This window comes from Paenibacillus sp. JCM 9796, from assembly GCF_055379675.1.
Window position 1 is genome coordinate 2,322,788 of sequence record NZ_AP043723.1, and the last position, 13,971, is coordinate 2,336,758.

Here is a 13,971-nt window from a genome sequence, read left to right on the forward strand (position 1 = left end):
TTGCGGTCTGCACGCAAATGTTGAGGAACCGGCTCTGCAAAAAAATCCCCTCCGGCAGCAGCTTTGGAAAGCCGTGTGCCCGGAGGGGAAAACAGATACCTATCAAGTCCGTCGCCTAAGGCTCGCTTGCAGCGATTCAGCCATGCGGCATGGAGACTTTTTAACTTAGCGTCTTGCTGCGATGAGCACAGCACGGTAGCTTTCGCTTCAGAATGAATCGTCTGTCCATATAAACCGCGGCCAGAACAGCTACGGCTAAGGTTAGAAGCAGCGCTCCATAAGTTTCAATAGGGAACGGGTTGCCTTCAAGACGGAAATCGTCAGCCCGAAACTCAAGTCGTTTCACCGCATGTTTAGCGGTTAGAAGGTCCTCTTGCTTCGCTAAATCTTCAAGCTGAACCTCGAACAAAAATCGATTCGGGGAATCGGCATGAACGAACCGGAGTTCCATGGCATTGCCCCTCTCGTTCCAGCTTTTGATTTCCTCCGTTGCCCGTAATTTTGCCTCGGTGCCCGGAACGATCATTTTATCCAATTTCGGGAGATTGGACATCGTATGTCTGGCGATCACGTTCAAACCGTGTTTCGTCACAAGCGGCTGATCCGTTCTTGACACGGACAGAACTCTAGTCGTTCCGGAGTCGGAATAAATATCAAATACGGAAGCCACCGCCATTTCCCCCACACCGTCATACAGCAGCACGCCTGCCTTTGTCTTGTTCCACTGGAAAGCATTATTCAATACATAGGTTGCATAGCGGTAATCGAGATAAAATGGCTCTATTTTCGGGTTTTGAAGGAAGTGGTAAGAAGGATAATTCATTTCCTTCGCTACTTTTGCCGCCATCGGTTCGCCCAGCTTTTGTGAAATGACATAGAGAACGGCATCGATCCCTGACGATATGCCTGCCGAGGATATCATCTTATCGCCATTCGTCACATAACGCTGATCCCATTGCCAGTTTACTTCAGGATATTTCTTGGTAAGGATCCACTTCGTTTGCCAATGCGATGCTGCAATCTTCCCATTCAATAATCCGGTAGCGGCCAGATTGTCCGATCCGGCGCATATGCTTAACAGCGTAGTTTCCTTGTGCTTTAGTATCCATTCACGGACAGGTTCATATTTCTTCGGGTCCCCCATCGTCATGAAAGGGATCGCGATAATGTCGGCGCTTCTTCCCAGCAGTTCATCCAGCTCTTGAAAAGAGTAGTGCGGCACCACATCCAATCCGCCTGTCAGTGTCTTCACCTGATTGTCCGCAGCAACGGCATACACATTGTATGCGCCGGTCATCGAGAACATTTGGTACGGAATCGTGAAATCCAAGCCCTCCGTATTTTCATTCCCCAGCAAAACGGCAACCGTAGGTTTATTGGGATCATGTTCGGGTTTCTGCATTCCTTGCAGAGAAGGAACGGGTTCCTTGCGAACCGAGCCCCAGAACGCTTTCTGAGAACCCAAATATCCGAACGCGGCGACCCCGCCCACAAACACAGCGATCATACTTAGATAAACTCCGACTCGTAATAAAAACTTCAACATCCGGACCATCTCCTTCATGTTCCTTTTAAAATTCAAGATTTCATCGCAAATGATATCCCTTTCAATCATTCCCTAAATGCCGCGGACCTGCCCCTCGATCCGGTTCAATCGGGAGACGAGCGTCTTTGACGTTTCGTCCATTCATTCCACCCTGACGACAAAAGGTACTGTAATCAATTGGCCGTTCCGCTGGAATTGGGCCCATATTTTATAAATCCCGGCACCTGGGAAGCTGGTGACAAACCGCGCCTCCGGACCCTTCGCTTTCTCATCGACCGGGTGAACGTGCAGGTATTGCTCCGTGTCCTCGCTCAGTATGACCACATGGCCGACAGCGCCCAAATAGGGTTCCAAATCAGTTATAGGCTCCTGTGTATTCGCATCGGCAAGCTTGAAAGCCAATTCAACCTCCCCGCCGGTTTGCGGGTGATCGTTCTCAAGCGTTACCTGCACACCATCCTCAACCTTCGAATGCTCGCGATCGGGCTTAAGCGGTACGTTATTGGCGGAAGCCCCCTCTACCTTGATCCATTCCGTTCGGGTCGTCTTCCCCCCGCCGGCGGGAACATAGTCGGCTATAAGCTTGTAATCGCCGCCGGCAGGGAAAGTGGTCGCGATCTCGAACTCGCCGCTGCCCTTATACTCGGGATGAATATGATCGAAGTATGACAAATCTTTGCTGACGACGATCAAATGCAGCAGCTTCTCATGGTTGATCTCAAAATTTTGAACCGGTTCCTTCTTTTCGTCCTGTATGTGAATCCGCACCGTTGTTCTTTCCCCGGCCCGGGCATTCTCAGTAGACCACACCGCATCTGTTGCCATTGAAGCCTTACCGTCCTTATCGTTACCATGGCCATGCGAATCCTGCTTCTTTTCCTCCGTTGCCGCTTGATCGGCCTTCGGAGCGTTCTCTTGCTTCCCGAATCCATAACCTGCAAAGAACGACATGCCGACAAGCAAGATAACCAATACGAATTGCATCCTACCGTTCATACCTCTGTCTCCGTCCTTCACCGTTTTTTCCGCATCCTGCAATCGAAGGGCATTCAGTACGACGGACACCGAACTCAGCGCCATAGCCGTTCCGGCCAGCCATGGTTCGAGATAACCAAATGCCGCAATCGGTATGCCGATCACATTGTACGCAAGCGCCCAGAATAAATTTTGCCTAATATTGACCATCGTGTTCCTGCTCATGGAGATCGCGTCCGGAATGCTGTTCAGATCTCCGCGCATCAACGTCACGTCTGCCGACTCCATCGCTACGTCCGTTCCCGTTCCGATGGCCATACCGATATCCGCCGTCGCCAGCGCGGGAGCATCGTTGATCCCGTCTCCGACCATGGCTACTTTCTTGCCGGCCGCTTGCAGCTTCTTCACTTCGCTGGCTTTGCCTTCCGGAAGCACTCCAGCCAGAACTTGATCGATTCCGACCTGGCTTGCAATCGCCTTGGCCGTACGTTCATTATCACCGGTGATCATCACGACTTCGAGGCCAAGCTGCTTCATGCGAGCCACTGCTGATCTGGAGGTTTCCTTGACCGTATCCGCTACGGCCACGAGTCCGGCATATTTTCCGTCAACGGCAATAAGCATGGCGGTTTTTCCTTCGGATTCCAATCCGTTCATTTCCTCATAGGCATGCTCTACATTCACGCCGTGCTGCTCCATCAACTTCCGGGTCCCGATCAGCATTCCCTTACCCTCGACGATCGCCTTGATCCCGTAGCCCGGGATCGCCTGGAACGATTCGGCCCGCGGGATGGAAATGCCTTTCTTACGAATGCCTGCTACGATGGCCTCCGCAAGAGGGTGTTCAGAATTTTTTTCGGCTGCGCCAACCCAAGAGAGCAGCTGCGTTTCATGGAAGGCCCCCTCCACCCGAATATCCGTCAGTTCCGGTTTTCCTTTGGTTACCGTCCCGGTTTTGTCTAATACAATAGTCGAGACCGAGTAGGTATTCTCCAGGTGCTCCCCGCCTTTAAACAATATGCCGAGCTCGGCTGCACGCCCGGAGCCTGCCATAATCGATGTCGGTGTCGCAAGCCCTAATGCGCAAGGGCATGCAATGACGAGAACGGCGATCGCATTCTCCAGCGCTCCGGCGATATCCCCAGGCTCCAGGAAATACCATGCGAGGAAGGTTACCGCGGCGATACAAACGACGATCGGTACAAAGATCCCTGAAATCACATCCGCAACTCGCTGAATCGGCGCCTTGGAGCCTTGCGCTTCTTCCACGACTTTAATGATTTGGGCAAGCGCCGTCTCTTTCCCGACTTTGGTGGCCCGCACCCTTAGTACGCCGTCCTTGTTCAGTGTCGCCCCGAACACAGGGTCGCCGGTTCGCTTGCCGACCGGCAAACTTTCACCGGTCAGCATGGATTCGTCGACGGCGGCTTCCCCTTCTACGACGATGCCGTCCACCGGCACTTTCTCGCCGGGTTTTACGAGGAACATATCCCCTACGACTACGTTCTCTACCGGCATGCGAATTTCTTCGCCGCCGCGAATGACGAGGGCCGTCTTCGCTTGCAGCCCCATCAATGATTGTATGGCTTCCGATGAACGGCCTTTGGCCAGATGCTCAAACAGCTTGCCGAGCAGGATCAACGTAATCAGTACGGCGCTCGTTTCGTAGTATAGCTCTGACGGTTTGTCGCCGATTGTGACGTACAAGCTGTAAAAATACGCCGTCGATGTTCCTAACGCCACGAGCACATCCATGTTAGCGCCGCCGTTACGCAGCGCCTTGAATGCCCCGATATAGAACCTTCCTCCAATTAAGAACTGAATCGGGGTAGCCAGAGCGAATTGAAACCATGGATCCATGAAACGATCCGGAACCCAAATCCAGGACGTGAAAGAGAAATGCCCCACCATCGCCCACAATAAGGGAAGAGTCAACAGTACAGAAAAAAGGAGTATCCATTGTTGACGTCGAATTTCTTGCCGCCGGCGATCCTTGTCGCTCTTCAATTCGGATCGGAGCTCCGCCCGGTACCCCAATTGTTCAATTTTCTTGATGATCTCGGCGGCAGTAACCGTCGACGGAGCGTATTCTACATGCGCCGTTTCCATGGCAAGATTGACTGTCGCTTTGACGCCTTGCATTTTATTAAGCCCTTTCTCTATGCGGGCAGCACACGCGGCGCATGTCATTCCTGATATCGCAAGCGTTCGGCTCTCACTCATATTTCATCCTCCGCTCTTTACGATGTAACGGCAGTCCGAACGATGCTCTCGCGGCTGCCGGACAGCGGCCTCTTACGGCACTTTCACGACAAAGGATACCGTAAACACTTGATTGTCCCTTTGAAATTGCCCCCATACCTTATAGACCCCGCTCCGCGGAAACGTCGTCTCGAAGTAAGCATCCGGTCCCGTTGCCTGCCCTTCATCGGCATGGACATGTACATACCGCTCGCCGTCCTCCGACAAGATCACGACATGCCCGATCGCCCCTAAATAGGGCTCAAGGTCGGTAATCGGCTGATTCGTTTGTTCATCCGCGAGAGTAAAGGTAAGCTTCGACTCTTTTTTAGGTTCCAGTTGGTCAATGGATAAGGTTACCCGTTTCCCGTCGACGATTTTCTCCAAACTCGCATCCGGCACGACCGGTACCGGTTCGGCACGCTTCCCTTCGATCCGAACCCATTCCATTTTCGTCATCGAATCGCCGCCGGCAGGCTTGAAATCGGCAATCAGACGATATTCCCCGCCCGCGGGGAAGCCATTCTCGATCTCGAATACCCCGTCGCCTTTGTACTCGGGATGAATGTGATTGAAATAAGCTAAATCTTTGCCGATCACGATCAGATGCAGCAGCTTCTCGTGATTGAGCTCGAATTTGTCGATCCGCTCGCCGTCGTCCTTCTTGATTTCGATCCGAATCAGCGTCCCTTTCCCGGCCTCGGAAGCTTTCCCGTCGTCAAGGGTCCATACCGCTTTGACGTTGTCTGCCATTATTCGATTGCTTGCAACGGACACGTTCTCGTTCTCCCATGACGGTTCCGGCCCGCAAGCCGTAAGCAGTACAGACATTAATAATAGGAGCAGGATGCGTTTACTCATATCGTAGCGCCTCGCTTAAGCTGGTTTTTGCGGCTCTGGATGCCGGTGTGAAACTGGATACCAAACTAATGAAGATCCCGAACAAGCCGATGATGAGCAGGATGGTCCCGGAAACTCCGAATTGATAGGTTAATGAATGGATTTCCAGGAACGTTGAAGTGATGAATATCAGCAGAATTCCAAATGCGCAGCCGATCACCGTAGCGGCCAGCCCGATGCCGAAACCCTCCAATAAAACCATGCGGATCAATTGGCCGCGCATTACCCCAACCGCGCGCATCATGGCCAGTTCCCGAACACGCTCCATAATGTTCATCATCAGCGTATTCGTGATGCCGATTCCCGAGATCAAGATCGACAGAATCACAAGGAAGTTGATGACGCTGAATGAACCGGTATAGGTTGCGCCAATTACCGACACCCAGTCTTCCGGTCCGAACATTTCCTCGATCCTTACCCCGAATTGGTTGAAAATATTTTCCCTTAATTGCAGCGGCGTGATGTTCTCGTCCTTAAGAACAAGGGCATTTCTTTCATATTTGAGCCCGAAGCGGTCCCGGAAGCGGTCTTCGCTCACAAACGCTCCATAACCGCTATTCTTCATCGTCTCGACAACCGCAACCACTTTGAAGGATACCGGGCCTTGAAGCGTCTCCAGCGAGATGCTCTCTCCGATTTGGCCGCCCCATATCCCGTAAGAAATCTTATCCATAATGATCTCATCTTTATCCAGATCGTTGATGAGCCCGCTGTGCGATGTCCCCGAAACCGCGAACAGCGGGAAACGATCGATCCACTCCGCCCCGACGCCGTAAACAGGGAGTTTGCGTTTTTGGCCCTGCAGATTCCAGATAACGGATTGCAAAGGGTAGGTTACCGCATCAGCCACGCCTTCGGTCTTCTTTAACGACTCCAAATCCGTCTGTTCGATGTGATGAAACATAATATCCAGATTTCCGCCGTAGGAAGAATAAATGACTCTTTCGTAAGTCTGGATGAGGGCGGAGTTCAATGAGCTCATCAAGAGAATCATCGCGATCCCCAAACAAAGGATCACCGAGGTCATCGACGTACGACCCGGATTCCGGGTAAGATTGCGCGTCGCCACTTCACCGCTAAACCCGAACAGGAGACGATAGACCGGCCTTAACAAGACAACGAACATTCGGAACAGGTAGGGGAAGACTAGCGCAACACCGATCAACAATGGCAGGATCAGAAGCAAATGCTTGATAAAAAAGCTCGACAGAATCAGAAGCACGCCGATGATGCCTTGCCATTTATTGAGGGAAGCCTTCTCCGACCGATTTTCCTTTAACACCGCGATGACGCTCACTCGACCGGCTTGGCGGACCGGGTACAGGGAGGCGGCAATTGGCACCAACACGCCCGCAATGATGGATATAACAACCCCCTTTGAGAGCTCCATGCTTCCTTCGTCATGGACATTGAACAACATAAAGATGATGGTCTTTAAAAGATATGCGAGTCCATACCCGATGAACAAACCTGCCGCTGTTCCAATCAAGGAAAGCAGGAGCACCTCGAACAGAACAAAAGCTCGCAGCTGCTCGGGCGTATATCCAATCGTCTTCAGCGCGGCAAACTCTTTCTTTCGCTCATTAATGCTCACGTACAGGGAATTGAATATGACAAAGGCGCTTAATGCAATTCCAAGGCATCCGGCGATATATAACGCGAGAAAGAACGTATCCGCATCTTTGAATTGGGAATTGAAATCGATGACGACAGGCTGCATATAGATATTCTCGTAACGCTTTGCCAGTTCATCGATCTTCTGCTGCACAGCTATAACATCGGGTCCGGGAAGGGACTTAATTTGTACGCTCTCGATCTTTCCGGACAATCCGAACCAATCCTGCAGGACGGGGAGCGGGACGGCTACCGACCATGGATGATACTTGGCCATCGTCCAACTGGATGGTCCCATCAATTCAGCCGTATACTTGACGATGGCGGATATTTGAATCTTCCTGATTCCCTTGTCTGTTTCCAGAGAAATCGTATCGCCCACATCGGCTTTCCACACCTTCGCCGTTCGATCCGTGATGATGGCGCCGCCTGTAACCAAGCTTCCCTTGATCGTTTTAAAATTCGTAAGCGGTGTGTCCAAATGGCTGTATCCGCTCAGATCGACTCTTTTTTGAATAGCGGTTATTCCCTCTTCTTCTAAATACAGCTTTGTATTTTGTTTGAGTACGGCGACCGAAGCCGTGTCCCCAAGTTTCTGAACTTCTCTAAACACTTCTTCCGAGAAATAAGCTTCGGTCCCGAAAATCGAATAGTCCGCTTTGCCGAAGGCCGCTTTCAGGTAGAGGGGAAACGCCTGCTTCGCGGAATCGACGGAGGCGATGACCCCGAACGTAGAAGCGACCCCGATGACAATCGACATGACCGTCAACAGCGTTCGAAGCTTTCGGCGCATTAAATTACGCCATGCAATTTGCCAGAGATTCAATGAAATTCCGCCCCTTCCCATTCGCCTTGGACCACTTCTCCGTCCCGGAGCATGATGACCCGGTCCGCCGTTTTCGCTGCATGCCGGTCGTGTGTGACCATGACAACGGTAATCCGCTCTTCTTTACTCAATCGGGACAGCAGCTGCAGCACATCCTGACCGTTTTTCCGATCTAAATTCCCCGTAGGTTCGTCCGCCAGGATCAGGCCCGGCTTCATCGCAAGCGCTCTTGCGATCGCCACGCGCTGCTGCTGTCCGCCGCTCAGCTGTGATGGAAAGTTCGATGCTTTCCCTTCTAAATTGACCTCGCGGATCAATCGGTTGACGATCGAATCGATTTCCGCTTTCGGCGTTTTATTCGCCGCTAGAGAGAGCGCGATATTCTCCGCGACAGTCATCATGGGAAGCAGCTGGTAGTTTTGAAATACGAAGCCCACTTTCGTCCGGCGAAACAAGGTTCTATCTTTCTCGTTCAACTGATCCAGCCTGACCCCATCGACAGTGATGGTGCCGGAGGTCGGAAGGTCCAGGCCTCCGATCAATTGCAGCAGTGTACTCTTACCCGAGCCGCTGGGACCCATGATGGCAATGAATTCCCCTTTCTTAATGTGAATATCATTCTGCTTTAAAGCTGTGAAGCTGCCCGATTCCAAAGTAAACACTTTGGACACTTTCTCTAGTTTGATCATCGTTTGTCGTCCTCCTAATGGTCTGAGAATGAGTACCCTTGCTTGGTATGAGACCATCATAATACAGGTAATGAATGGCCAACGCGCAAACGATGCAAGCATCCCCGCAAAATTTTGCGGATTCCGCGCAAAACATGAGCCCTCTTTTCCACAAAACAAAAGACCGGTCTTTGACCGGCCTTCAATCATCGTTCGTATAAAATTAGTATAAATCTTCTGTTGGAAGAATCCCCAAACTTTTTGCCTTCTTAATGACCTCCACGCGCGAGCTGGCATGCAGCTTTTGGAAAAGCTCCGTCAAACTATATTCCAATGAGCGCTGGCTGATCATCAACGTTTTGGATATCTCTTTGTTGCTCTTGCCTTTAGCCAATTCCCGAAGCAGCTTATCTTCTTCTTGGGTGATCGTGGTTTCATCATGACCCATCTCCCCTTGCACAATAATCTCCTGACGCCTCAGCTGCTTAAGCAGCTGCATAGGGACAATGGCCTCTTTCCTTGCCGCGCAGCGAATGGCTTGGATGAGCTGTTCCCGGGTGGATGTTTTGGCAATGAAACCGGAAACGCCTGATTCCATGAGCAAATTGAAGTGCGGCGCGATTTCAAAGCCTGAATAAATGAGGATGACGGCATCAGGTACATACTCCAGAACTTTACGCGTCAAATCGGCGCCGTTCATATTCGGCATGTATAAATCGAACAGCATCACATCAAATTTTTTGAGACGAACCAAGTCAGGCACGCCATACACATCGGTTTCAATCGTGACATTCATGTTCGGCTCGGACTCGATCAGCATTTTCGTTCCCTCAACAACCGAACGATGATCGTCAACCAATAAGATCTCCATATCGTTCACCTTTAAGCTAAATTTTTGGAAAATGAATCGTTACGTGAAAACCTTGCTGTGGGGCTGACTGAAATTCCACTTTCCCTTCCAAGCTAAGCACCCTTTTTTCTATCCCGGCAATCCCCATATGCTGAAATGAGCCCTCGAAAGCGGATAAATCCATCCCGACCCCATCATCGGAATAAGAAAAATGAACATGATCTGCACGGCTGATCAGCGACATCGTTATCTTATTGGCCTTAGAGTGTTTGGAAGCATTGTTCAGTAATTCCTGAACGATTCGGTACATTCCGAGAATTTGCTCCTCGTTCAGTGAAACATTCAACGGATCAGCCGTGAATTCAATCTCATAATTGGAGAACATCCTCGTATACTCAAAGAGACTTTTTAACGATTCGACCAGTCCCATCTTTAGCAGGAACGGCGGCCGCAGCTCGTTGCAAGTAATTCGGATCTGATGAATGGCATCTAATAGACCCTCTTCAATCTGCATCAACTCACGATGTGCTTCCTTCTCGAAGGCTCCGGTAGAACGTAACGATTCCAGCCTGCGATACCAAATAATTAAATCCTGAAGCACCGAATCGTGCAAGTCGCTGGATAGCGAGGATCGTTCTTTTTCCGATAGTTTAAATAACAGTCTAAGCATCCATTTAGGCGTTTCGTTGGTCGTTACCAAGTCCTCAAGCCGCTTCATGAGGTCTTCAATCAAGTGAAGGTTATCGTAAAGGATGGTGACATAGTGAACAGCCGTCTCAAGCCATTCTTCCTCAATCCTAAGCAAGGGATGCTCCATTGCGATTCGTAAATAGACCGGCTGTTGCTTCTCGCCGATTTTAATCCAGGTATCATGCGGACTCATGATAGCAGCTTCCTGCCCCCTCGGCACTTCCTCGATGGAAACAGCAGTGACTTGCAGCACTGTCCTTACCTCATCGATGAGCCGATTCTCTAGCTCGGATACTTTCATGACGTTGGCCAGATCATTCGAGAGCCCATTTAAGCTTTGCTGGAGGAATTTATATCTTTCCTCCCTTTTGATTAACTCCCTCTCCTCTGTTTTTCGCTTCGTAATATCCTTTACAATACCATGAATACCATTTAAGTTCCCCGAAAGGAAGATAGGCACGAACGTGATACTTACAATTTTCTCACCTTGCTTCGCGTTATGGAGGCGGCATTCAATATCCCTTGGCATCCCCTGCTGCATCACCTCGAGAAGCGTTTCGTATACCAGCGGATGGTCTTCATCAAAAATCATTCCCATAAAGCAACGATCTGTCAGCTGGGATAACTCCATGCCGGTAATCAGTTCGAAAGCACGGTTGGCATTGACAAAATAAAATCGGTTCAGCTCAATAGAAAAGACCCCGTCCAAATTGTTTTCGAATAAAGACTTATACCTTTGTTCGCTCTCTTCCAATGCCAGCTCCGAACGCATTTTTTCAGTAATATCCAGAATGATACCGTCCAACCGTTCTACTGCTCCCGTATGGTCCAGCCAAGGATGGATGATCAGTCTTCCCCACCTCGTTTCTCCCTCCACATGGATGAATCGAAACGCTTGGCGAACCGGCAACCCCATATCCAGCTTCCTTTTCACTTCTCCCATTAGAACAGCATTATCCGCGGGGTGAATATGATCATGTAAACGAATCGGATTATCGATGAATTCACTCCTCGGTATTCCGGAAATCTTCTCCATACTTTCGGAACAGAACGTATAGCGGGTAAAATCTTTATCGGTTGACCAAACCGCAGCGTTTACATTATCCAGTATGTTCTCCAGCAGCTGCTCCGTCTTTTTACGCTCCGAGACATCCCTTGCAACAGCGACAACATACTTGACATCACCTTTGCCGTCCAACACGGGCTTTACCCGGGCTTCTATGTGTATCGTATGGCCCTCCGCATGTATGACCCGGTACTCCAAATTCACCGGCTGCTTCGATTGTAGAACATTCCAATAGTTGAATCGCACACGGTCGCGGTCTTCCGGATGAATAATATCGAACGCATCCATCCCTTCATATTCATCATTGTTGTAACCGGATAACGAGGTCATGGATGGGGACACGTAACGAACAATGGCTTGATTGTCAACCAGAACAATCGTATCCGATGTATTCTCCGCAATAATCCGGTATCTTTCTTCCCGTTCCTCCGCCTCGAACTCCACCCACTCTCCTCTCCTTGCCTCTTTTAATAAGACCGTGTAGGCAATCGGGAGATTGTCATCATTCAAAATAGGTGTCACAATGACATTCGGGTTTATTCCAGTCCCATCAGGGTGGATGGTGTTGTTATGGTACATTGGCGCATCGGAAAAGCCAAACCTGTTCTCAAAAACCTGATTGACCCAAAGGACACGATCTTCAAGATCAATAATATAGATGGGATCCGGCAAGTTCAGCAACAATTGCTGAGCCCCCCTGATTACGTCCTGATATTTTCCCATGGTTACTTTCTCCTTATTAACCGCTGTCATAAGTATCCTTCACATTTCACCTAAGCTCATTATAAATGATTTCTCCACCGTTTACCGCGCAAAAAAATAGGGAATGCCCGCAAATTATGCGGCTAGATAAAGAATATCTTCTAAAGCGTGGATAAACTTTTTAATTCCTTGGCTATCCGAGTTAAACTTCATTGTCTTGCTGCGCTTCCATTCCTTATCACTGCGGAACTTTTCAAATGGAATGCAAGCAGCGACATGAAAATCAAGAACCAATATCTATTCCAACATAGAAGGGGTAAAAGACAAGGGCCTCTGTTAAGTTCTTTAGACGGATGGAGAAAAATCCCCCGTTCTTCTGTTAAGTTCTTTGTTTCTACGGTAGGGTAAGACGGGGAATTACTTCCCCGGACTCCCCGTCAAACCGTGCATGCGGATTTCCCGCACACGGCTTTCCTTCGTCAGTTCCCCATCTTCAGGAGCGAGTCGTCTTCACCCGTCACCGGGCTGCATATTTCACACCTGAATTAGAAACGTGTGGTGAGTAGGTTTGTTAGAAATACCATGCCAGCTTCTTCCAACGCTTTGTTCGGGATAAGCCTGTTTGAAACCGTAGACTTCTTTTTCCGCATGAAAGCTCGTACTCTCATGCGTGACCATTCGTCTAGCCGCTGAAACTTGCTCTTTACGTTCCCAATCCCAAAGTAATTTCCAAATCCTCGCGACACTTCATTCAGCTTCTTGATCATTTCCTCAAGGTTGTTCCCTTGCTGCCTACGGGTGATCTTGCGGACTTTATCTTTGTACTTCTTTACTTTGGCGTCCGGCAAGATGAGATAATTCTTCCAGAAGTCGAACCCCAAGAAGCGGAACCCTTCGTCGAAATGCACCACTTTCGTTTTCTCCGGATGCATCCGCAGCCGCAGTTCTTCTTCCAGTATCGTCCTCGCCGCTCTATAGGCTTCTTCTGCCTGTTCCATTGTCTTGCAAAGAATGACGGCATCATCCGCATATCTGACCACGGCAAAGCCTCTCTCCTTCATTCCCCAGTCGAAATGATTCAAGTACAAATTCGCAAGCAGCGGACTGATGACACCACCTTGCGGGGACCCGACTTCCGTTTCATGGAACTGGCCATCTTCCATGACTCCCGCGGTAAGCCATCCGCGAATGAGCGTCAGCACTTTCCCGTCAGTTATTCGTTCACGTACCTTTTCCACCAGCATGTCATGCGGTATTTCATCGAAAAAGGACATGATGTCGAGGTCTACCACATAGTCGTATCCGCCGCGTTTTGCTCGCCGAATCGTATGAATCGCTTGGTGCGCGGAATATCCAGGTCTAAAGCCAAAGCTGTAGTAGTAGAAGTCCTGCTCGAAGATCGGCTCTATGATTTGGCGTACCGCCTGTTGGCATACGCGATCTCGAATGGTGGGAATACCGAGCGGTCTTTGCTTCCCGTTGTCCTTCTCAATGTAATGTCGCAGAACAGGGTCGGGCTCATAACGCCCTTGTTGTAGCAACCTTTGGAGCTCCCGTAGGTTCATACCCACATTCTTCTCGAACATTTCGATGCTTACTCCATCGATTCCGCCGCTTCCTTGGTTCTTCTTGACCGATAGCCACGCTTCGTACAGATTGTCCATTTGGTATACTTTGTCGATCAAGGAGTAGTATCTTCGTTTCGGTTTCATTGGTGTTTCACCACCTTTACCGCTACTCACCAAGCTGATCTTGTCCTTGCTACAAAGATCGATTCCTTGCTTGTTCAGCCCTTCGCGGCTGCGTATTAGGCTTTCGCCAATCGCTTCAACCTCGCAGTGCGTACTCAGGTCGCCAGCAGTCCTATGTCCTTTGACGTTCTTTCGCCATCGG

7 protein-coding genes and 4 pseudogenes are annotated in these 13,971 nt (G+C 50.0%); all 11 read right to left on the reverse strand.

Translation table 11 applies throughout. The features are described 5' to 3' along the window. Positions 1 to 160: 160 nt before the first annotated feature. The 11 genes and pseudogenes from ACZ439_RS11060 to ltrA all read right to left on the reverse strand — a co-directional run bounded on the left by ACZ439_RS11060 (position 161) and on the right by ltrA (position 13,790). Positions 161 to 1,546, reverse strand: coding sequence for a DJ-1/PfpI family protein (locus ACZ439_RS11060; protein ID WP_054799135.1), 1,386 nt, complete (start codon positions 1,544 to 1,546; stop codon positions 161 to 163). Between the two features lie 75 nt (positions 1,547 to 1,621). Further along, positions 1,622 to 1,684: pseudogene (locus ACZ439_RS11065) on the reverse strand (metal-sensing transcriptional repressor); the annotation flags it as partial. Positions 1,685 to 2,578: 894 nt separating this feature from the next. Continuing rightward, positions 2,579 to 4,744 (reverse strand): annotated as a pseudogene (locus ACZ439_RS11070) (heavy metal translocating P-type ATPase); the annotation flags it as partial. Positions 4,745 to 4,816: 72 nt separating this feature from the next. Beyond that, complete coding sequence (locus tag ACZ439_RS11075; protein WP_464621011.1) at positions 4,817 to 5,623, reverse strand: hypothetical protein; 807 nt, start codon at positions 5,621 to 5,623, stop codon at positions 4,817 to 4,819. Then, positions 5,616 to 8,102 carry an FtsX-like permease family protein gene (locus ACZ439_RS11080; protein WP_464621012.1) on the reverse strand — a complete coding sequence of 829 codons (2,487 nt, stop codon included), beginning with the start codon at positions 8,100 to 8,102 and terminating at the stop codon, positions 5,616 to 5,618. Before ACZ439_RS11080 ends, ACZ439_RS11075 begins: the two co-directional genes overlap by 8 nt. Continuing rightward, the gene (locus ACZ439_RS11085) at positions 8,099 to 8,791 is read right to left on the reverse strand and encodes an ABC transporter ATP-binding protein (protein WP_054795715.1); all 693 of its coding nucleotides are present in this window, start codon (positions 8,789 to 8,791) and stop codon (positions 8,099 to 8,101) included. Before ACZ439_RS11085 ends, ACZ439_RS11080 begins: the two co-directional genes overlap by 4 nt. 202 nt (positions 8,792 to 8,993) lie before the next feature. Next, positions 8,994 to 9,641 (reverse strand): response regulator transcription factor, encoded by a 648-nt coding sequence (locus tag ACZ439_RS11090; RefSeq protein ID WP_464621013.1) that lies wholly within the window; start codon positions 9,639 to 9,641, stop codon positions 8,994 to 8,996. Between the two features lie 16 nt (positions 9,642 to 9,657). After that, entirely contained in the window at positions 9,658 to 11,820 is a 2,163-nt protein-coding gene (locus tag ACZ439_RS11095; RefSeq protein ID WP_464621126.1) for a sensor histidine kinase, read from the reverse strand. A 171-nt stretch (positions 11,821 to 11,991) separates the two neighbouring features. Further along, positions 11,992 to 12,129, reverse strand: a pseudogene (locus ACZ439_RS11100) (PAS domain-containing protein); the annotation flags it as partial. Between the two features lie 102 nt (positions 12,130 to 12,231). Next, a pseudogene (locus ACZ439_RS11105) lies at positions 12,232 to 12,400 on the reverse strand (IS110 family transposase); the annotation flags it as partial. A 223-nt stretch (positions 12,401 to 12,623) separates the two neighbouring features. Further along, complete coding sequence (gene ltrA / locus ACZ439_RS11110) at positions 12,624 to 13,790, reverse strand: group II intron reverse transcriptase/maturase (RefSeq protein ID WP_464620539.1); 1,167 nt, start codon at positions 13,788 to 13,790, stop codon at positions 12,624 to 12,626. Between the last annotated feature and the right edge of the window lie 181 nt (positions 13,791 to 13,971).

Excerpts from the sequence above, each read along its gene's own strand:
- ACZ439_RS11075 (WP_464621011.1), bottom strand. The coding sequence starts at position 5,623 with ATGAGTAAACGCATCCTGCTCCTATTATTAATGTCTGTACTGCTTACG.
- ltrA (WP_464620539.1), bottom strand. The coding sequence starts at position 13,790 with ATGAAACCGAAACGAAGATACTACTCCTTGATCGACAAAGTATACCAA.
- ACZ439_RS11060 (WP_054799135.1), bottom strand. The coding sequence starts at position 1,546 with ATGTTGAAGTTTTTATTACGAGTCGGAGTTTATCTAAGTATGATCGCT.
- ACZ439_RS11090 (WP_464621013.1), bottom strand. The coding sequence starts at position 9,641 with ATGGAGATCTTATTGGTTGACGATCATCGTTCGGTTGTTGAGGGAACG.
- ACZ439_RS11085 (WP_054795715.1), bottom strand. The coding sequence starts at position 8,791 with ATGATCAAACTAGAGAAAGTGTCCAAAGTGTTTACTTTGGAATCGGGC.